Here is a 19,912-nt window from a genome sequence, read left to right on the forward strand (position 1 = left end):
ATGAAACAAACGATGATTGAATTAACGGAGAAGTATGTATATGACCAATTGAATTCTGATGCCAGCGGCCATGATTGGTTCCATATCGATCGGGTACGTAAGCTGGCTTTACATATTGCAAAAGAAGAACGAAAAGGAAATGAGTTCATCATTGAATTGGCTGCTCTGCTACATGATATCCCGGATGATAAACTAAACCAGGAAGCCGGTGGTGGCTGGAAAAAGCTTGATGCTTGGTTTGATGAAATAAAGTTGGATAATGATAGTGTGGATGCCATCAAACAGATCATCCATACAATTTCATATAGTGCAGGGCATTTGAAGCTTCCCTCGATTGAGGCTGAAATTGTTCAGGATGCGGACCGCTTGGATGCAATTGGCGCCATCGGCATAGCCAGGACATTTGCATTTGGCGGAAAAAAGGGACAACCTATGTATGATCCTTCATTGCCCATAAGGGAAAACATGACCAAGAAGGAATACAGGAATGGCAAAAGCTCATCCATTCATCACTTTCATGAAAAATTATTGCGTTTGCAAGATATGCTCAATACTTGTACAGCCAAGAAGATTGCAAGCGAAAGGCATGAATATATGATTGGATTTTTAAAGGAATTTAATAAGGAATGGGATGTACGATTATGAAAGTTTTTAGCATGGAACATGTAATGAAAACCCAAGGGGAAAAGCTGCTTTTTAAAGATGTCTCTTTTTCCATTACCGAAGGGGAGAAAATCGGGATCGTCGGTATAAACGGCACCGGTAAATCGACATTATTGAATATTATCGCAGGATTGGAAGACAGTGATTTAGGAACGAAGGATCACCCGAATGATTACACGATTTCCTATCTATCCCAAGACCCTCATTTTGATGAGGAATTGACGATCATGGAATATATGTATGAAAGTTCAACTCCTGTATTTTCATTGATTAAAGAATATGAAAAGACACTCGTTCAACTCCAGGTAGATCCGCAAAATGGCGCAGTACAGGACCGTTTGTTAAAACAGCAGCAGGATATGGACACGCTTGGCGCCTGGGATACAAGTGCCAATGCCAGAACGATTCTGACCAAGCTTGGACTTCCTGATCACTCAAGGAAATTGGGGGAACTGTCAGGTGGCCAAAAAAAACGTGCGGCCTTGGCAAAAACCTTGATTGAGACCCCTGATTTACTGATTTTGGATGAGCCTACCAACCATCTCGATTTCGAAAGCATCACTTGGCTTGAAGAATATTTGGGGAAATATCAAAAGTCCGTTTTATTTGTAACCCATGATCGATATTTCCTTGATCGTGTATCCAATAAGATTTGGGAAATTGCCCAAACGCAGCTTTTCGAATACAAAGGAAACTATGCGGATTATTTAGAGTCAAAGGCCATTCGTGAAGAGAACGAGTCAGCTGAAAGAACGAAAAAGGAAAGTCTATTCAAAAAGGAACTGGCCTGGATCCGCAAAGGAGCCAAAGCCCGTACAACGAAACAAAAGGCCAGGATCCAACGCTTCGAAACATTGGAATCAGGCGTAAAGGATAAGCAGAAAACCGAGAACCTTGAAATGGAATTAAGCGGTGCCCGTCTTGGGAAAAAGGTGCTTGAGATGCAGGATGTTTCTAAATCCTTCGGTGATCGAACCATCATCAGCCATTTCTCCTTCCTCTTCAAACCAGGTGATCGGATTGGAATCGTAGGTAATAATGGCAGTGGAAAGTCAACCTTGTTAAATATCCTGGCCGGACGGGAATCCATAGATGAAGGTAACCTGGAAAAAGGGCAAACCGTGAAAATAGGCTACTATACACAAGAAAGCGTCGATATGGATGAGAATTTGCGCATGATAGAGTATATTCGTGAAACGGCGGATTCCATCGCCCTTAAAGATGGCAGTTTCATATCGGCTGCGCAAATGCTTGAAAGGTTCTTGTTTCCAATGGGATCGCATGGAACGCCAATCCGGAAGCTGTCAGGAGGGGAGAAAAGGCGTTTATATCTCCTTAACATATTGATGTCGGCACCTAATGTCCTGCTTTTGGATGAACCGACGAATGATTTGGACACGCAAACCTTGACCGTTCTGGAGGATTATTTAGAAACGTTTTCAGGTGTAGTCATTACCGTATCACATGATAGGTATTTCCTGGATAAGACGTGCCATCAGCTTCTTGTTTTCAAGAATAAAGGTGATATTGATTTCTATTACGGCAATTATTCAGAGTTCTTGGAAGAAAAAACGGAAGAGGCCGTGCCGATAAAAGCACCAGAACCTCAGATGAACCGGACCGAAAAGAAAAAGAAAAAACTGACCTATGCGGAAAGTAAGGAATGGGAAGGAATCGAAGGGAACATGGAACAGGCGGAGCTGCGCCTGAAAGACATAACATCAGAAATGTCAGCGGCGGGAAGCGATTTTGAAAAAGTCCGCCTGCTGCTTGAAGAAGAAAAGGAACTAACGGATAAATTAGAGCATTTAATGGAAAGATGGGCGTATTTAGCGGAAAAATTGGAAGAGGAATGAGTGGGGAGACTGGTCCAAGCGAGCAAACTTGGATCGGTCTTTTTTTTGCCAATCTCAATTGCATGAGAATCTGTTGCCGATGTGATAATATCTAGTACATGGAAACGTCTTGTAAAAGGAGAGAAATGCATTGAAAATTAAGTCGATAGAACCTACACCAAGTCCGAATACGATGAAAATCAATTTAACTGAAGAGCTATTAGCTGGTAAAAGCAATAATTATAAGAAAGATCAAGCTGACCAGGCACCCCAGCTGATCAAAGATTTATTTACGATCGAGGGAGTGAAAGGGGTATATCATGTTGCGGACTTCTTAGCCGTTGAGCGGAATGCGAAATATGATTGGAAAGATATTTTGGTTCAAATCCGTCAGATATTCGGGGAAAAAACCGAAGAACAAAATAAACAAACAACGCTAAATGAACATTACGGAGAAGTAACTGTTGCCATACAGCAATTCAAGGGCATTCCGATGCAAATTAAAGCAAGCGATAGCCAACATGAAAAACGTTTTGCCCTACCGGATTATTTCATAAAGGGCATTGCCGCTGCCCAAAAAGAAGATGACAATGTGGTCCTGCTTCGAAAATGGAAAGATTATGGCGTAAGATATGGTGATATGGAAGATATCGTGAAGGAAGTATCGGATGAGCTGATTGCAGCTTATCCGGAAGAACGAATTAATCGGCTAGTAGACGCTGCAAATGAAATGGTGGATACGAAGGAAGCATTCTTGAAACGGCCAAAAATTAAACTGACTGCAGACATGCTGAATGACGAAAGCTGGGAAAAGCGTTATCAGGCTTTAGAACAAATGGAAGATCCAACGGTTGATGATATACCAGTATTGGACATGGCACTCTCCGACAGTAAGGTCTCCATTCGAAGGCTCGCGGTCGTATACTTGGGTATGATCGAGGATAGAAAAGTGCTCCCGAGCCTGTATAAAGCATTGAAAGATAAAAGTGCGGCCGTAAGACGAACGGCTGGTGATTGTTTATCAGATCTTGGATTTGAAGAAGCGATGGGAGAAATGTCTCAATCACTTTCGGATAAAAATAAATTGGTTAGATGGAGGGCGGCGATGTTCTTATACGAAGTGGGAAATGAAACGACCCTCCCTTTTCTTAAGCAAGCGGAACAGGATCCTGAATTCGAAGTGGCCCTTCAGGTCAAGATGGCCATTGACCGTATAGAAAATGGGGAAGAAGCAAAAGGCTCGGTTTGGAAGCAAATGACAGAATCAAGACAAGCGAATGACAAGTGATTTGGAATAACCCGGGCAAAGGGCATGCGGATGATTTAATCCGCATGCCTTTTTAATTTTGAGGGTCGTTTCCAGTCGTTTGACATAAGTTCCCCTTTGGTCTAATCCCAAAACATTAGTTTCTATATATATAAATGGATCTCTATTATTTTAGTAAAATGATTATTGCAGAAATTTAGTGTTGAATGGTTGCAATTGTATGTAAATATGTTAGAATTTTTAGAGTATACTAAAAATTATATTATATTGAATCATTAAACATTTAGTGGAAATTGGGGGTACAACAAATGTCTACATCAAATATGAGAAGTGACATGATTACAAAAGGGGTCGATCGAGCTCCACATAGAAGCCTGCTGCGGGCAGCAGGGGTTAAAGAAGAAGATTTCGGTAAACCATTCATCGCGGTTTGTAATTCATACATTGATATCGTTCCAGGACATGTCCATCTTCAGGAATTTGGAAAAATCGTGAAGGAAGCGATTCGCGAAGCGGGCGGTGTTCCTTTCGAATTTAATACGATCGGGGTAGACGATGGAATTGCGATGGGTCATATTGGTATGCGCTATTCTTTGCCAAGTCGTGAAATCATCGCGGATTCCGTGGAGACTGTTGTATCAGCACATTGGTTTGACGGTATGGTTTGCATTCCAAACTGTGACAAGATAACGCCGGGAATGATGATGGGAGCACTTCGTGTTAATATTCCCACAATATTCGTAAGCGGCGGACCCATGAAAGCAGGTAAAGATAAAAATGGTAAATCTCTTTCATTAACATCCGTTTTTGAAGGGGTGGGTGCTTATCAAGCAGGTAATATCAATGAAGAGGATTTGCAGGAAATCGAGCAAGTTGCATGCCCTACTTGCGGTTCTTGTTCAGGAATGTTCACAGCAAACTCCATGAACTGCCTGGCTGAAGGATTGGGACTTGCGCTTCCGGGAAATGGAACGATTTTGGCGGTAGCCGAAGAACGTAAGGAATTCGTAAAGAAATCCGCTAAACAGTTGATGGAGATAATCAAACAGGATATCAAGCCTCGTGATATCGTAACGATTGAAGCAATTGATAACGCATTTGCATTGGATATGGCGATGGGCGGTTCGACCAACACCGTTCTTCATACACTTGCATTGGCACATGAAGCAGGTTTTGAATATCCGATGGAACGCATAAATGAAATAGCTAACCGCGTACCGCATCTAGCGAAAATCGCCCCGGCATCCGATTATCATATTGAAGATGTACATAATGCCGGTGGTGTAAGTGCCGTCATTAATGAGTTACTCAAAAAACCAGATGCCTTTAATGGAGATTGCCTTTCTGTCTCAGGTAAAACGCTCCGCGAAAATGTTGCCGGTTGTGAAATATTGGACAAGGATGTAATCCATCCATTGGATAATCCGCATTCTGAGCGAGGCGGGCTTGCGGTATTGTTCGGTAATCTTGCTCCTCAAGGTTCCATCGTAAAAGTGGGCGCCGTTGACGAATCGGTTGGTGGCTACCACAGGGGGCCAGCCATTTGTTTCGATTCCCAGGAAGATGCACTTTCCGGAATCATTACCGGAAAGGTTAAAGAAGGGGATGTAGTGGTCATTCGTTACGAAGGACCTAAAGGTGGGCCGGGTATGCCGGAAATGTTGGCACCAACTTCCCAAATCGTCGGGAGGGGACTTGGAGCGAAAGTCGGTTTGATCACTGATGGCCGCTTTTCAGGCGCATCTAGAGGCATCAGCATTGGTCATATATCCCCTGAAGCGGCTGAGGGAGGCCCGATTGCCTTTGTTGAAGATGGTGATATCATCGAATTGGATTTGAATAATCGTAAAATCCAATTGGAAATTTCCGATGAAGAATTCGAAAAACGCAAAGCGAATTGGAAAGGCTTCGAGTCAAAAGTCAAGACAGGCTATTTAGCACGTTATTCCAAACTTGTAACGAATGCCAGCTCAGGCGGAGTGATGAAAGTTTAAGTTAAAAGGAAGACTAAAACATGGTGACAGAATGAAAGTGGATTCTGTCACCATGTTTCTTTGTGAGGAAAAAAGAATTTTACAAAGCTTTAAGCGTCATTTTTGCATATGCTCTTAAAAGTATAGTATGATTATTCTAATTGAAGAAATGTAATCAAGGGGGTTTTTTTATGTCAATGGCATATGATGAATATATGAAACAAATGGTGAAACCAATGCGTGCGGAACTGGTGCAAGCAGGTTTTGATGAGTTGGAATCCGCTGAAGCGGTTGAAAACTTTATGGAATCGGTAGAAGGTACAACACTTGTGGTCGTGAATTCCGTTTGCGGCTGTGCTGCCGGGTTAGCCCGTCCAGCTGCTACTCAAGCCGTACTGCAAGCAGACAATAAGCCAGATCATTTGATAACTGTATTTGCTGGCCAAGATAAGGAAGCGACAGCTAAAATGCGGGAATATTTCGATGGAATAGAACCTTCATCGCCATCAATGGCTCTTTTAAAGGGCAAAGAGGTCGTACATTTCATTCCACGCCATGATATAGAAGGACAGCCAATGGAAGCTATCATGGAAAATTTATTGGCAGCGTTCAGTCAAGTTAAATAAGTGAAAAAGCGGAATGTCCTGGAAACAGGGCATTCTTTTCAAATTTAAGAGAGTATGAAGGGGTAGGATCCATGTTTGTCACAACAGTAGGAAGAGCCGATAAAGAAACGATGCTATTAGCAAAAAGGTTAGCTGAAGAATTACATATCCCTTTTATAGCCCGAAGAAAACGGTCGGTGAGAGATATCCAAGCGGAACAGAATGAAGATGATTGCCTTGTTTTTGGTAAAAAGCGGATGGAGTTATATCGATACCAGGAAAAGGAACCATTCTTCTTCCACCCGAACTTAGCGATGATCCGTATAAAAAGAATGATGCGCAAAGAGAGTGATCCCTTTCTCATTGCCGGAAATATAAATGAAGGGAATTCTGTGCTTGATTGTACCTTGGGCTTGGGCTCTGATGCGATTGTCGCAAGTTTCAAAGTGGGTGAACATGGACAGGTTGTCGCATTGGAAGGAAATCAATATTTGGCCTTGCTCGTAGACCATGGGATGAAGACGTGGGAGGATGCAGAAGAAACGATGATTTCTGCGATGAGAAGAATAGAGGTCATGCAAGGTGATCATTACGAAATTTTGAAAACATTGCCGGATAATCATTTTGATGTCGTATATTTCGATCCCATGTTTGAAGAAACGATTGAGGAATCGAACGGGATCAGGGGACTGACTCATTTTGCGGAAGGTAATGATTTATCTGTGGAAATAATGAAAGAAGCCATGCGGGTTGCGCGAAAGAGAGTCGTGTTGAAAGACCATTTTCGCAGCTCCCGCTTTGAGGAATTTGGATTTGAGGTAATAAAGAGAAAAACATCCAAATTTCATTTTGGCTTCATTTCCATTCAGTGATCAAGATTTATAATCTGTTTCTTCCAGGCCAATGGCACAGCCTTCTCGACTTGAATCGGCAGCACCATAATTAGAGCCATCAGGGTTGATTTGAATCGCTTGGACATTCCCTATGGAGTGGGGAACTTCATTAAAGGCGAAGCCCATTGCTTCCAATTGGCCTTTGCTGGTCATATCCATTCCTGGTTCCCATTCAATATGAGGGCCCATTGGAGTGAAAATTCTAGGTTCTTCGATGGCTGCTTTCAAGTCCATTTTCATATCGAGTACATTGATGATCGTTTGCACGACTGAACTGATGATGGTTGGTCCTCCAGGTGAACCCAGCGTCAAGATTGGCTCGCCGTCTTTAAAGATGATGGTCGGACTTTTACAGCTGACTGGGCGTTTATTGGGCTGCACTTCATTCATGCCGCCTGGAATGGAATCGAAATCAGTCAGTTCATTATTCAGCATGAAACCATAGTCGGAAACCATGATGCCTGATCCGAATGGATGTTCCACTGTAGATGTGCATGCTGCGATATTTCCCCATCTGTCACGGACGGTGAAATGTGTCGTTTCACTGATATCCTCTTCATTAGGCTGAGAAATGACTTCCCTTTGCTTCACGGAATCATAAATCCAAGGGTTTCCGAAGTCAATGGCATTATTTCTTGTTTTGAAATTGATGAAGGAACGGCGTTTAGCTATATAATCATCATGCATGAGACCCGCCAATGGCAATTCGGCAAATTCGGGATCAGCGAGAAATGCCTTTTTGTCTGTAAATGCCAGACGCATCGCTTCTGCTATTAAATAATATTTTTCCCAAGAACGGACGTCATATTGTTCTATATGAAAGCTCTCCAATATTTTCAGAATTTGGATGACCGTGAATCCGCCAGCACTTGGGGCATATGATGATGCAATTTGATAATCCTTATAAGTCCCATACATGGGTACATCGATTGTAGCTTTATAGTCCTTTAAATCAGAAAGCTCCATGAACCCTCCAAGCTCCTGTAAACAGGAAATGATGCCTTCTCCGATTTCACCTTCATAAAAAGCGGAAATTCCTTCACGTTGTAATATCCGATAGGTGTTCGCCAGTTTTTCTTTTATGAGCAGATCGCCATCTTGATACGCTTTTCCATTTGGCATGAAGAACTTACGGGCTTCATCACCCAATCGATATTCAAAATTTTTAAGAGCGTCGCAAAGAACCCAATTGACGGGAACTCCCTTTTCTGCAAATTCAATGGATGGCTCGATGAGTTCCGCTAATGGCTTACTGCCATTTTCAGCGAGTGCTTCATCCATAGCTTTCAGTATTCCGGGGATGCCTACCGCTGTGGCTTTGATCGATCTTTCTTTAAATGGGATGACTTCGCCTTTTTCATCAAGAAACATGTCTCGATGTGCGGCTTTAGGTGCTCTTACATGGCCATCGTATATTTTCGTTTCCTTATCTTTAGCGTTATATACCATAAGGAAACCACTTCCGCCGATACCGGTCATCATGGGTTCCACAATATTCAGGGCAAATTGGATGGCGACCGCCGCATCGACAGCATTTCCACCTTCACGTAATATTTTTTCCCCTATGGAAGTGGCTAGCGGATGAGCTGTAACGACCATTCCGGCGCCCCCTGTAGCTGTTTCCCTTTTGTAATCCTTATCTTTTATCTTCTCATTGTTGTTTTCCAAAATGATTCCTCCATTATTCAGTCCTTTTTTCTGCCAAATGGTCAGGCTTATGTTTGGGTGAAAAGAAAACCTTGTCATTGTAGAAAAATGACAAGGAAGATTTTTCGTAGGTATTCATTTATTCTTAATCAGCAAATGATAAATATACGAAAAATGCTAATGTTACAAGACATAAAGCTACCATGGCAGTCGAAGCCATATAAGACCCCTCCTTAAAAAGACTTGAATCTAATTAATTTCTCCAATAATCGTCAAAATCCTTCATTAAAATATAAAATTGTTGATATTTACTAAAAAAGTTTTGGTTCATAATGTTTATATAGGTATTTATCCTTTTTTTTGATTTTCAAAACATGGGTAACTATATATTCGTAATTACCAAAAAATAAAAGTATACTAAATATAAAGACAATACAAAAAAGGAGGGGGAGTGTGAGTTGAAAGCAGCAGTTTGGTTCAGGAAAAGTCTCGTCATTTTAGTATCCGTTTTGACGTTTGGTCTTGTCACTCCTTCAGATCTGGCGTGGCTAGCGGAAGCCGATTCGTTAAAGGATACTAAAAAGGGATTAGTGGAAGAAGAGGGATTGGCCTATCTTCCTTCGCAGAATTCAACTGAACTTGAGGAAGAATTCAACCGGGAAGAATTTTTATCGGTCATCCTGAATAAGGCAGAGGAAAACGCATTTATGAAATTTGGCGAAAAGATCAATCCTAAAATTGGCGATGAGTTCAAAATGGCCATATTACCAAAAATGGAAGAAGCCATCACAGAAATGGCTGCACAATTTCCAGATGAAAAATTACAGCAATTAACCATCACTGAGCAGCCGAGCGCAGGCAGGGCCGAGAAAATATTTCATATTTATGATTCAATCAGCGGGAAGGATATCATCAGATTCCATGTCAGGCAGGAAAACCCTCCACTGGAAGGCTATTGGTTCGATTTTCATTATCATACCCATCATGATTCATTTGCCACCCATTATAATTTAGGGAAAATATATTGGGATAAAAATACGCCGCCAGAGTGGACGAGTAAACAAAGGATCTCATAGCGGTTGGTTTCGTTGATTTAATGTAAGTGTAAGAGTATGATAAAAATGAAATGAATTTCTAATAGCATCGAAATGATACGTTGTCATGCAACGTATTTATTTTGTGTTGAAATAAAAGTAGAGTTTTTATCATAACGGGGAACAATGTTATTTTAAAAGGTTTTCTAATTTGGCAGTTATAGTAGCAGAGGAGTCTTTATCATGTCAGAGTTTTTAGATAACATCATGCAAACGTATGCACAGTTTTTTGACTGGCATATGTGGGTGGAGGTTTTATCCGACCCGGTGAGCTGGGGATTGATTGGAACGCTCGTATTAATGGAGGGGTTGCTATCAGCGGACAACGCCTTGGTATTAGCTGTAATGGTCAGGCACCTTCCGGAAAAACAACGGAAAAAAGCACTTTTTTACGGTTTATTAGGTGCTTACGCTTTTAGATTTATAGCGATTGGAATCGGTGTTTTCCTCATAAAGCTTTGGTGGGTGAAGGTGATTGGGGCCGCCTATCTTGGTTGGCTCTCATTTAAATACTTTAGGGATAAAAGAAAAAAACAAACTGATGAAGATATTCAGGGAATGAGTAAAAACAGCATACTGATCCGTATGTTTGGTACCTTATGGGGAACGGTTGCGGCAGTGGAATTGATGGATATAGCATTTTCCGTCGATAGTGTCTTGGCCGCATTCGGGGTGAGTGAAAAAGTCTGGGTGCTTTTGACAGGCGGTATGATTGGTGTTTTAATGATGCGGGGAGTGGCGGGATTATTTCTAAAATTGATAGATAAGGTTCCTGAATTGGAAACTGCCGCATATGTTCTTATCGGATTCATTGCTATAAAAATGTTATTGGCCGTTGTAAGGATAGAAATCCCGCCTGCGATCTTTTTTTCCTTTATTTTGTTGATATTCGGCACCACGATCGTATTCCATTTGAAGAAAGGGAAAAAGCTCAAGGAACATGGTTGAGCACTATTTAAAAAAGCTGTCATCTATAATGATGGCAGCTTTTTGTCGCCAAAAGTTTCGGAATGGTATCATCCCGAAGCCCTTTTACGATTATTTGTTCTTAATTCGACTTGCCAATTACGATTATTACCATTTCTCGTTCTTTCCATAAAAAAGCTCCTTGTGTTATCGTTTGAATTCCTTAATCGTCTACAACTAACGACTCAGGTAAAAAAGGGGTATCAAATCTAGTGAAGAATTAGTTTTGTTAAGAATCTTATTTTACCTGGAGGAAGTATCAATGGAATGACTAGGTGGTTTATATGAAAGAAATATAAAGCTTATGTTCCGAGGGGGATCTGTTGATGATGAAAAATCAGCGTAGCATTATTTTATACATTGGTACTTCAATTGATGGCTATATTGCAAATGATGATGGTACATTAGAGTGGTTAGAATCAACAGAAGTAGAAGGGGAATCTGGCTACAAATCACTGCTGGAAAGAATTGACACTGTTGTAATGGGAAAAGGAACGTATGATGTCATTCGTGGATTTGATATGAATTATCCTTATAGTGAATATAAAAATTATGTATTTTCTAAATCTGTTAGTGGCTCAGATGAACATGCTACATTTATTGATGAAGATGTCAAAACTTTCATTAAAAATATAAAACATAAGCCTGGTAAAGATATATGGTTAATTGGTGGAGGAAATTTAGCACGTGAATTTTTTAAAGAAAATTTAATTGATGAATTCCAGCTAGCCATTGCACCCATTATTTTAGGGAAAGGAATCTCTCTTTATATCGGAGATGATATTACTGTAAAATTCACATTAACCAAAGTAGAAAAATTAGGTCAACTTGCTATGCTTCATTATATTAAAAAATAATCACGCTCTTCGCCCGCAGGAGTCTCGTACACCTCTTCCGATCAACTGGAACGTTTTTTTGAGGGTTAGTAAATCTGAGCGTTGATTTCCACTCCAGGCACTCGCTTTCCGCGGGCGGTCCGGGAGCCTCCTCGGCGCTCGCCTGCGGGGTCTCCCTTGGCCACGCTTTTCCCGCAGGAGTCTCGTACCTTACGTTCCAATCAACTGGAATGTTTTTTAAATTAAAACTGCATGGTAACTCGTTTTTCTTCTAAATTGTCTTCAATCTGGCGACTTGAATGGCCTCAACCCTAACCATAATTTTAAAACAAAACTTTGTTTAGCTTTTTTTATGGACGAAACCCTCATTGAAAAAATTTACGACACTCCTGCCGAATAACTGACTAGCCGAGACCCCACAGACGCTTGCGTCGAGGAGGCTTGGCAGACAGTCGGCGAAAAGGGAGCGGATTTCTGAATACAACTGAAATGTTAATACAAAGAAAAAAAATTAAAGGTGAAAGGTTTTTTCTTCGAATTCACCTACAGTCTAAAGCTGACATCAAAAATGATGTCAGCTTTTGTTTTGGAAAATATCAAGTATTTGAAGAAGGGCTGTAAATGTTGTGAAGAAAAGCAATGGCAATAAAAAGGTAAGCCAAAGTGAAGACAATAGCGGATGCAGCAGTATGCCAAATAAGATGGAGAACAGAAAAAGGTCGAGAATGATGAACACTCTTAAACTGTAAATATCAAGCACTTCTTCAGCAAGTTCACGGCGCTCATTCACGATGGCTTTTTTATTATTGATTTCCATGCGATCACCCTACACCTTTTACGATTATATACTGTTGATATATGAAAAGTGCAGATCAATGGTTCTTCTCATGATGAAAGTGCAACCGAAATTACCAAAAAAACATAGAGCTTTTACATAAGGTTAATATGCTATACTAATATAATAGTATAAAAGGTTTAGAGTTTTTAAATAACATATATTTTCTTAACATAACGAAGAAGGGGGGAAGCGTATGAAAAGGAAGAAATGGTTATCCATACTTGCATTATTCGTCTTTTTATTCTCCATGCTCTCCTATTCATTAGCGAAGGATGAAGGGGTGAAATGGCGGAATTTACCCAAAGATAATCTTTTAAGACAAGCTGAACTTTTTAAAGGCAATAAAGAATTGCAACGAATATTTTTATTTCCAGAAGAGGAGTACGATGAAAGGGAAGCACTTAAAATTGCTGGTACCATTAATAAACTGCCTCATTCCCTTTTGGTGAAAACTGCTGAAAGTGGTGTGAGGATCAAACTATTCGATGGTGATTTAACAGAAAATCAATCCGCGGCAAAATTAAAGGGGAAAACCCCGCGTGGGTATTTGAATAAAGAAACAACTTGGGATGATGTGCCTGGTATGGGCGGATCACATACGGTATTGGTTAAAATCGGAGCAAGTGACAAGGGCAACGGGCATGGCTCCGTTAATTTAGAACTTCATGAGCTGGGGCATTCAATTGATAATATCGTGTTTGATGGAATCCGTGAAGACATGGATTATTTGAAGATTTGGGGTAAGGAAGTGGATGGGCTGTTTCCAGGTAATACGTATTTTTCAAATTACCCAGAGGAATACTTTGCAGAAACGTTTGCCATGTTTTATGTGAACGATGGACAAAATCAATTGCTTAGGCAAAAAGCACCCAAGACTTATAATTTTATTAAACAATTAGATTAAACATTGGGCAATAATACGTTAAAATAAGGAGAATGAAAGTAGAAAAGGTGGTTTATCATGAAGCAATACTTAGATTTATGTAAGCATGTACTCGAAAATGGGACGCAAAAGGGAGATCGTACGGGAACAGGAACGATCAGTACCTTTGGATATCAAATGAGATTCAATTTAAAAGATGGATTCCCTGTACTTACTACGAAAAAGGTAAGTTTAAAAGCGATTATCCATGAACTATTGTGGTTTTTAAAGGGTGATACGAACGTTGGCTACCTTCAGGAAAATAGCGTGCGCATCTGGAATGAATGGGCTGATGAAAAAGGTGAATTAGGTCCGATTTATGGTCATCAATGGCGTTCATGGGGAACGGCTGACGGAAGACAAATCGACCAAATCAGTGAATTGATCGAACAAATCAAAACGAATCCAAATTCAAGAAGGCTGATAGTCAGTGCTTGGAATGTTGGGGAACTGGACGAAATGGCCTTGCCGCCTTGCCATGCTTTCTTTCAATTCTATGTCGCTGATGGTAAGCTTTCATGCCAGCTATACCAACGTTCAGCAGACGTCTTTTTAGGTGTTCCTTTTAATATAGCTTCATATGCGCTTTTAACGATGATGATCGCCCAAGTGTGTGATTTGGAAGTTGGCGAATTTGTACATACTTTCGGGGATGTCCACATCTACTCTAACCACCTTGAACAAGTGGAACTGCAGTTGACTCGTGATCCCAAACCATTGCCAATCATGAAAATCAATCCGAATGTGAAAAATATCTTTGACTTTAGCTTCGAGGACTTCGTTTTGGAAAATTACGAAGCCCATCCCCATATAAAAGGTGAGGTTAGTATATGATATCCTTGATAGTGGCTATGGATCAAAACCGTGTGATAGGTAATAACAATAAACTGCCGTGGCATTTACCTGCAGATTTGCAGTATTTTAAAAAAGTGACGATGGGCCATCCGATCGTCATGGGCCGAAAAACATTTGAATCGATCGGCAGGGTCCTGCCTGGCCGCGAAAATGTCATCGTTACCCGCAATCAGGATTTTAAAGCGGAAGGCTGCGTAGTTTTACATGATATAGCAGAAATCAAAACGTTTGCAGATAACCGAGATGAGGAAGTCTTCGTGATTGGCGGAGCTGAAATCTTCAAGGAGATCCTTCCTTCTACCGACCGCTTGTATATAACGGAAATCCATGAAAGCTTTGAAGGTGATACTTTCTTTCCCGTGATTGATGAAAATGAATGGGATAAAATCTCTTCAAACCCAGGCAGCATCGATGAAAAAAATCGATATGCACATGATTTTATTATTCTGCAAAAAAAATAAAGTGCTAAACCGATTATGGGGAAATGACCATAATCGGTTTTTTTTGGTATGAAACAAACAAAAGAAAGAATTTTTAGAAAAATCAATTACATTAATAACAGTAAAGTGCTATAATGATTGAATTCATTAGGAAGGAAATGAGGGATTGTTATGAATCAGACTGCATCTAAGAATAGGGGGATTCAATTGGAAGATATTCTAATTGCCTATAGAGAACTGAAAGAAATCGTTTTGCATACTCCTTTACAAAAAAATCAGAGACTCTCTGAAAAATATGATTGTAATGTTTATTTAAAACGTGAGGACTTACAACACGTACGTTCTTTTAAATTAAGAGGGGCTTACTATAAAATGAAAAGCCTGACCGCTGAAGAGACGAAGAATGGAGTGGTTTGTGCCAGTGCAGGAAACCATGCACAGGGAGTAGCTTTTTCCTGCAGCCAATTGGGTATCCACGGGAAAATTTATATGCCTGCTACCACTCCAAGGCAAAAAGTCGATCAAGTTCAGCTATTCGGCAGGGATAATGTGGAAATCATCCTTATCGGGGATACATTCGATGATGCATTTGCCATGGCGATGGAATGCTGTGAAAAAGAAGGTCGTTCCTTTATCCATCCATTTGACGATGAAAAAGTAATCGCCGGGCAGGGAACGACCGCAGTAGAAATCCTGAATGATTGTGAAGATGGAATCGACTATGTATTTGCCGCTATGGGCGGAGGCGGATTAATGGCCGGAGTATCAAGTTATTTCAAATCGGTTTCACCAAAAACGAAATGCATTGGAGTGGAGCCGCAAGGTGCTGCTTCGATGGAATACTCCTTCAAGGAAGGTAAAGTTTCTGAACTTGAAAACATAGATACATTCGTTGACGGAGCAGCTGTCAAGTGTGTGGGACAGTTGACATATCAGCTTTGTAAAGAAAACCTGGAAGATATCATTGTCGTCCCTCCAGGCCAAATCTGTACGACGATCCTCGATTTATATAATCAGCATGCGATCGTAGCTGAACCGGCAGGGGCTATATCTGTAGCCGCGTTGGATTTATACAAAGAACAAATCAAAGGCAAAACGGTTGTTTGCATGATCAGCGGAGGGAATAACGACATTGGGCGTATGCAGGAAATTAAGGAGAAATCCTTATTATATGAAGGCCTGCTTTATTACTTCATCGTGAATTTTCCGCAACGTGCCGGAGCTTTAAGGGAATTCCTTGATGAGGTGTTAGGACCGAATGACGATATAAGCCGTTTTGAATATACGAAGAAAAATAATAAAGAAAGCGGGCCGGCCCTGGTTGGTATTGAACTAAAAGATAAAAATGATTATGAAGGGCTCATTCAAAGGATGAACAAGAAAGGATTCTCTTTTGTAGAGGTCAATAAAGACAGTAATTTATTTCACTTATTGATTTAATCATGGACAAAATGTTAAATTAGGATAGAATAATACCTATGTTTTTACATTTTATTCTGCCGGCCCAGTCGTATAAGGGCATACTGTCGATAATTGTTACCATTCTATGACGAATTGCCAGTTCCCTTTCAATTGGTTGGAAATGGTATTATAATCGGAGTAGGTCAAATTACAACACCAAAGGGGATGTATCCATGTCGAACATTGGAGTACCTGGTCTAATTCTCATCTTAATTTTGGCATTAATTATCTTTGGTCCGAAGAAACTTCCAGAAATTGGCCGTGCTTTTGGACAAACGCTTCGTGAGTTTAAAAAATCCACGAGTGATTTAACAAAAGGTGATTATGAAGAAGATAAGAAGCTGCAACAAAAAAATCATGAATGATTGAATGCTGGGCGTAAGATGGAATCGTCTTGCGCCTTTATGCTGGAACAAGATACGGATTTTCAGATGAAGGCGTGATCAACTTTGGAAGATAAAGATTTAAATATCATCGATCATCTCGATGAATTGAGAAAACGGCTCATCATTACAGCTGTTGCTTTTGTCATCTTTTTTATCGCCAGTTTTATTTATGTTGAGGAGATTTATAATTGGTTCGTGAAAGATCTCGATTTTGAACTGATGGTATTGGGACCGAGCGATATAATCTGGATTTACTTTATGCTTGCAGGAGTCGTAGCCATTGCGGCAACGATACCGGTAATTGCCCTGCAAATCTGGTTATTCGTTAAACCCGCTTTATTGCCAAATGAAGTAAGGGCGACCCTTGCCTATATTCCGGCACTTTTCCTGCTTTTTATCGGAGGGCTTGCTTTCGGTTATTTTGTCATCTTTCCGACCATTCTTCAATTTTTGATTGAATTGGGAGATGGGATGTTCATAACCAGTTTTACAGCGGATAAGTACTTTTCATTCGTATTTAATATGACAATACCTTTTGCTGTTTTATTCGAGCTTCCTGTCGTTACGATGTTTTTGACCTCCCTTGGCATAATTAATCCTTATGTACTTCAAAAGTTAAGGAAGTATGCATACTTTGTATTGGTTGTCATAGCGATATCGATTACGCCGCCTGACTTTATGTCAGACTTTATGGTGATGGTTCCGCTGCTTTTATTATATGAAATCAGTATTTCTTTATCTAAAGTCGTCTATAAACGAAGGGTGAAACGTGAAAGCTTGCGGGAAGGCACATACGAGGAAGGTTTATAAAAAGAGGTCCATAATGGCTTTTTGCCTTTATGGGTCTTTTTTTTTGTGAAAGTCAATCTGATTTGTCTGTTTTTTTACACATTTGAATATTTATACTTTTGGTTTTATTGTGTATAATATAAGCAATCGGTGAAAAATGAGGATTGATATATTGATGTTCAAATGCTTGGAATTCAAAGATTGTTTTGGACATAAGGTCACAATTTCAGAAATACCTGTCTTACTGCCTAGTGATCCGAATTTTTTTATGTTGACCGTGCGTTTGGAAGTATTTGTAAAGATGGTTTTTGCCAATAAAGATCATAAAGAAAATTACTCATTTAAGCATTATTTAGCATCCGTACTCAAATGGCCCGTTTATAACAAGCTTTTTTTTGGAAGTTTACTAAATAATGCTTAATGCGGACTGTTCCATAGCTAACTTCTCCGTTAAAAGAGATGACACGAATGCCATGAAATTACGAGTAAATCGGCATGTGTTCAGGTTAGCTCCAAGGAACGGTCTTTTTTTGTGTAATCATTTCAAAAGATAAGTATCACTTCACTTGAAAAAAAGAAAATCTTTGGTTTGAATGCATACCTTGAATAGGTATAATACAATAGATATGTTAACTTAGGGATGTGTAATGATGAATAAAGTAAAGATAGTAACAGACTCGACAGTAGATATGACACCAGAGGAATTGGAATTTTATGATATAACAATGGTCCCTTTATCGATCTTTATAGATGGGGAGACTTTTTTGGATAAGGTTGAAATCGAACAAGAAGAATTCCTGAAAAGGATGAACCAGTCAAAAGAATTGCCAAAAAGCTCACAGCCAGCCGCAGGTACCTTTGTGGAGGTATATGATGAACTAGGAAAGGACGGCAGCGAGATTATTTCCATACATATGACTGGTGGCATGAGCGGCACAGTTCGCTCTGCGGAAAGCGCAGCAGGCATGTCTGAAGCGAAGGTTACTGTTCTTGACTCGAAATTCATTTCAAAAGCGATGTCGTTCCAGGTGATCGAGGCAGCGAAGATGGCGAAGGAAGGGAAATCTGTAGCCGAGATAATTGATCGACTGGAACATATAAAAAAGCAGTCAAGTTTAATCATTGTCATAGAGACACTTGATAACCTCGTTAAGGGTGGAAGGATTGGCAAAGTTTCTGCTTTTATCGGTTCATTGCTGCACATAAAGCCGATTGCACTTCTTGATGATGGTGTACTGAATCCTGTATCCAAAGCAAGGAGCCAGTCACAGGTCGTGAAGTTCATCATCAAGAAATTCAAAGAAGATACTCAAGGCAAAAAAATTAGGGGCATTGGTTTTGTACATGCGAATGGACTTGAAATAGCGGATAAAGTCCGCCACGCCATTGCAGACTTAACAGGATACCAAGACATAAAGATAGAAGCAACGACTGCTGTTGTCAGTACCCATACGGGTGAAGGCGCAATGGCCATCATGTATTATTGGGATTGATAAGGATAAACCATATGAAACTGCGTTTTGAGGCGGTTTTGTCACTTTTACAATTGTCTTTAATTCGTAGAAATAGTTGCTGTTCTCATTCCGATTGGTCTGTTAGAATAAATGAAGTAACAGAATATTTTATACATAAAGGACGGGGTAGGGATGAGAAAGCTGCAATTGCTTATGGCAGCTATGGGAGCATCGATTTTATTGCTGTTGACAGCATGTGGTTCCAATGGTGTACCTGATGCTAAAAATTGGGACCTTGAAGATTTCAGTTACATCGATCAGGAGGGGAAACCTTTCTCAAAAAGCGATCTTAAAGGAAAGGTTTGGGTAGCGGATTTTATATTCACAAGCTGTGAGACGGTCTGTCTCCCCATGACTTCGAATATGACGAAGCTGCAGCAGCAATTGAAGGATGAAGGTATTACGGATGTAGAGTTCGTTTCATTTTCCGTGGACCCGGAAATTGACAAACCTGATGTTTTAAAAAAGTTTGGAGACCAATTTAATGTGGATTACGGCAACTGGCACTTTCTGACCGGTTATGGACAGGAAGAAATCGAGCAGTTTGCATTGGATAACTTTAAAACGATCGTCAAAAAACCAGAAGCGGAAGATCAGGTGATTCATGGTACCAGCTTTTTTCTGATTGATCAAGAAGGAAAGATCATCATGGATTATACAGGCCTGCAGGATATTCCCTTTGATGAAATCATTAAGCATATTAAAATTTTACAGAATTATTGAACAGGTTAAATGACCTGTTCTTTCTGTTTTCATCCATCCTTTATTAGGATGTCAATAGAGCTTAACTGAAAATGAGCAATAACTTTTTTAAAGAAACAGCGGTAGTGAAGAATGATTTTACATGCTAAGTAACATGCTAATTTTTAAAGGACTAGCTTTAATTCACTGCATTTTTCATATTGTATAGTAAGGAATGCTCAATTCT

General features: G+C 40.2%; 20 protein-coding genes. 18 read left to right on the forward strand and 2 right to left on the reverse strand.

Annotated features, from left to right (window positions below; genetic code table 11):
* The 6 genes from ACFVS1_RS06705 (at position 1) to ACFVS1_RS06730 (ending at position 7,215) form a co-directional block, all read left to right on the forward strand.
* Positions 1–645, forward strand: a complete 645-nt coding sequence (locus tag ACFVS1_RS06705; protein ID WP_352920663.1) for an HD domain-containing protein — start codon at positions 1–3, stop codon at positions 643–645.
* A complete protein-coding gene (locus ACFVS1_RS06710) occupies positions 642–2,519 on the forward strand; it encodes an ABC-F family ATP-binding cassette domain-containing protein (RefSeq protein ID WP_387545862.1) in 1,878 nt (625 codons plus the stop codon). Before ACFVS1_RS06705 ends, ACFVS1_RS06710 begins: the two co-directional genes overlap by 4 nt.
* 130 nt (positions 2,520–2,649) lie before the next feature.
* Entirely contained in the window at positions 2,650–3,786 is a 1,137-nt protein-coding gene (locus ACFVS1_RS06715) for a conserved virulence factor C family protein (RefSeq protein WP_387545865.1), read from the forward strand.
* Between the two features lie 302 nt (positions 3,787–4,088).
* Positions 4,089–5,759 (forward strand): dihydroxy-acid dehydratase, encoded by a 1,671-nt coding sequence (ilvD, locus tag ACFVS1_RS06720; protein WP_352920868.1) that lies wholly within the window; start codon positions 4,089–4,091, stop codon positions 5,757–5,759.
* A 170-nt stretch (positions 5,760–5,929) separates the two neighbouring features.
* Entirely contained in the window at positions 5,930–6,364 is a 435-nt protein-coding gene (locus ACFVS1_RS06725) for a BrxA/BrxB family bacilliredoxin (RefSeq protein WP_352920668.1), read from the forward strand.
* Between the two features lie 71 nt (positions 6,365–6,435).
* Positions 6,436–7,215, forward strand: a complete 780-nt coding sequence (locus ACFVS1_RS06730) for a class I SAM-dependent methyltransferase (protein ID WP_387545869.1) — start codon at positions 6,436–6,438, stop codon at positions 7,213–7,215.
* Here ACFVS1_RS06730 and ggt read toward each other — a convergent pair whose 3' ends face one another.
* Complete coding sequence (ggt, locus tag ACFVS1_RS06735) at positions 7,216–8,904, reverse strand: gamma-glutamyltransferase (RefSeq protein WP_387545871.1); 1,689 nt, start codon at positions 8,902–8,904, stop codon at positions 7,216–7,218.
* A 437-nt stretch (positions 8,905–9,341) separates the two neighbouring features.
* Between ggt and ACFVS1_RS06740 the strand changes: the two genes are divergently transcribed.
* The 3 genes from ACFVS1_RS06740 (at position 9,342) to ACFVS1_RS06750 (ending at position 11,800) form a co-directional block, all read left to right on the forward strand.
* Positions 9,342–9,959 (forward strand): YpjP family protein, encoded by a 618-nt coding sequence (locus ACFVS1_RS06740; RefSeq protein ID WP_352920673.1) that lies wholly within the window; start codon positions 9,342–9,344, stop codon positions 9,957–9,959.
* Positions 9,960–10,160: 201 nt separating this feature from the next.
* Positions 10,161–10,925, forward strand: coding sequence for a TerC family protein (locus ACFVS1_RS06745; RefSeq protein WP_387545874.1), 765 nt, complete (start codon positions 10,161–10,163; stop codon positions 10,923–10,925).
* Positions 10,926–11,269: 344 nt separating this feature from the next.
* A complete protein-coding gene (locus ACFVS1_RS06750) occupies positions 11,270–11,800 on the forward strand; it encodes a dihydrofolate reductase family protein (protein WP_387545876.1) in 531 nt (176 codons plus the stop codon).
* Between the two features lie 553 nt (positions 11,801–12,353).
* Here the strand turns inward: ACFVS1_RS06750 and ACFVS1_RS06755 are convergent.
* Positions 12,354–12,596 (reverse strand): hypothetical protein, encoded by a 243-nt coding sequence (locus tag ACFVS1_RS06755; protein WP_352920677.1) that lies wholly within the window; start codon positions 12,594–12,596, stop codon positions 12,354–12,356.
* Positions 12,597–12,810: 214 nt separating this feature from the next.
* On the opposite strand from ACFVS1_RS06755, the gene ACFVS1_RS06760 reads away from it, so the two are divergent.
* The 9 genes from ACFVS1_RS06760 to ACFVS1_RS06800 all read left to right on the forward strand — a co-directional run bounded on the left by ACFVS1_RS06760 (position 12,811) and on the right by ACFVS1_RS06800 (position 19,707).
* Positions 12,811–13,521, forward strand: coding sequence for an anthrax toxin lethal factor-related metalloendopeptidase (locus ACFVS1_RS06760; RefSeq protein ID WP_352920678.1), 711 nt, complete (start codon positions 12,811–12,813; stop codon positions 13,519–13,521).
* Between the two features lie 57 nt (positions 13,522–13,578).
* Positions 13,579–14,373: a thymidylate synthase gene (locus tag ACFVS1_RS06765; RefSeq protein WP_352920680.1), complete on the forward strand. Its 795-nt coding sequence runs from the start codon at positions 13,579–13,581 to the stop codon at positions 14,371–14,373.
* Positions 14,370–14,855, forward strand: coding sequence for a dihydrofolate reductase (locus ACFVS1_RS06770; RefSeq protein WP_352920682.1), 486 nt, complete (start codon positions 14,370–14,372; stop codon positions 14,853–14,855). Before ACFVS1_RS06765 ends, ACFVS1_RS06770 begins: the two co-directional genes overlap by 4 nt.
* Positions 14,856–15,005: 150 nt before the next feature.
* Positions 15,006–16,274: a threonine ammonia-lyase IlvA gene (ilvA, locus tag ACFVS1_RS06775; protein WP_387545880.1), complete on the forward strand. Its 1,269-nt coding sequence runs from the start codon at positions 15,006–15,008 to the stop codon at positions 16,272–16,274.
* Positions 16,275–16,468: 194 nt separating this feature from the next.
* Positions 16,469–16,660 carry a twin-arginine translocase TatA/TatE family subunit gene (gene tatA, locus ACFVS1_RS06780; RefSeq protein ID WP_034307557.1) on the forward strand — a complete coding sequence of 64 codons (192 nt, stop codon included), beginning with the start codon at positions 16,469–16,471 and terminating at the stop codon, positions 16,658–16,660.
* 84 nt (positions 16,661–16,744) lie between these two features.
* The gene (tatC, locus tag ACFVS1_RS06785; protein WP_352920687.1) at positions 16,745–17,491 is read left to right on the forward strand and encodes a twin-arginine translocase subunit TatC; all 747 of its coding nucleotides are present in this window, start codon (positions 16,745–16,747) and stop codon (positions 17,489–17,491) included.
* A gap of 154 nt (positions 17,492–17,645) precedes the next feature.
* Complete coding sequence (locus ACFVS1_RS06790; protein ID WP_352920688.1) at positions 17,646–17,891, forward strand: DUF2535 family protein; 246 nt, start codon at positions 17,646–17,648, stop codon at positions 17,889–17,891.
* A gap of 229 nt (positions 17,892–18,120) precedes the next feature.
* Complete coding sequence (locus tag ACFVS1_RS06795; protein ID WP_352920690.1) at positions 18,121–18,963, forward strand: DegV family protein; 843 nt, start codon at positions 18,121–18,123, stop codon at positions 18,961–18,963.
* 153 nt (positions 18,964–19,116) lie between these two features.
* Positions 19,117–19,707, forward strand: a complete 591-nt coding sequence (locus ACFVS1_RS06800) for an SCO family protein (protein WP_352920692.1) — start codon at positions 19,117–19,119, stop codon at positions 19,705–19,707.
* The last annotated feature ends 205 nt before the right edge of the window (positions 19,708–19,912 follow it).

Source organism: Peribacillus sp. NPDC058075, assembly GCF_042885195.1.
Taxonomy (GTDB): domain Bacteria; phylum Bacillota; class Bacilli; order Bacillales; family DSM-1321; genus Peribacillus.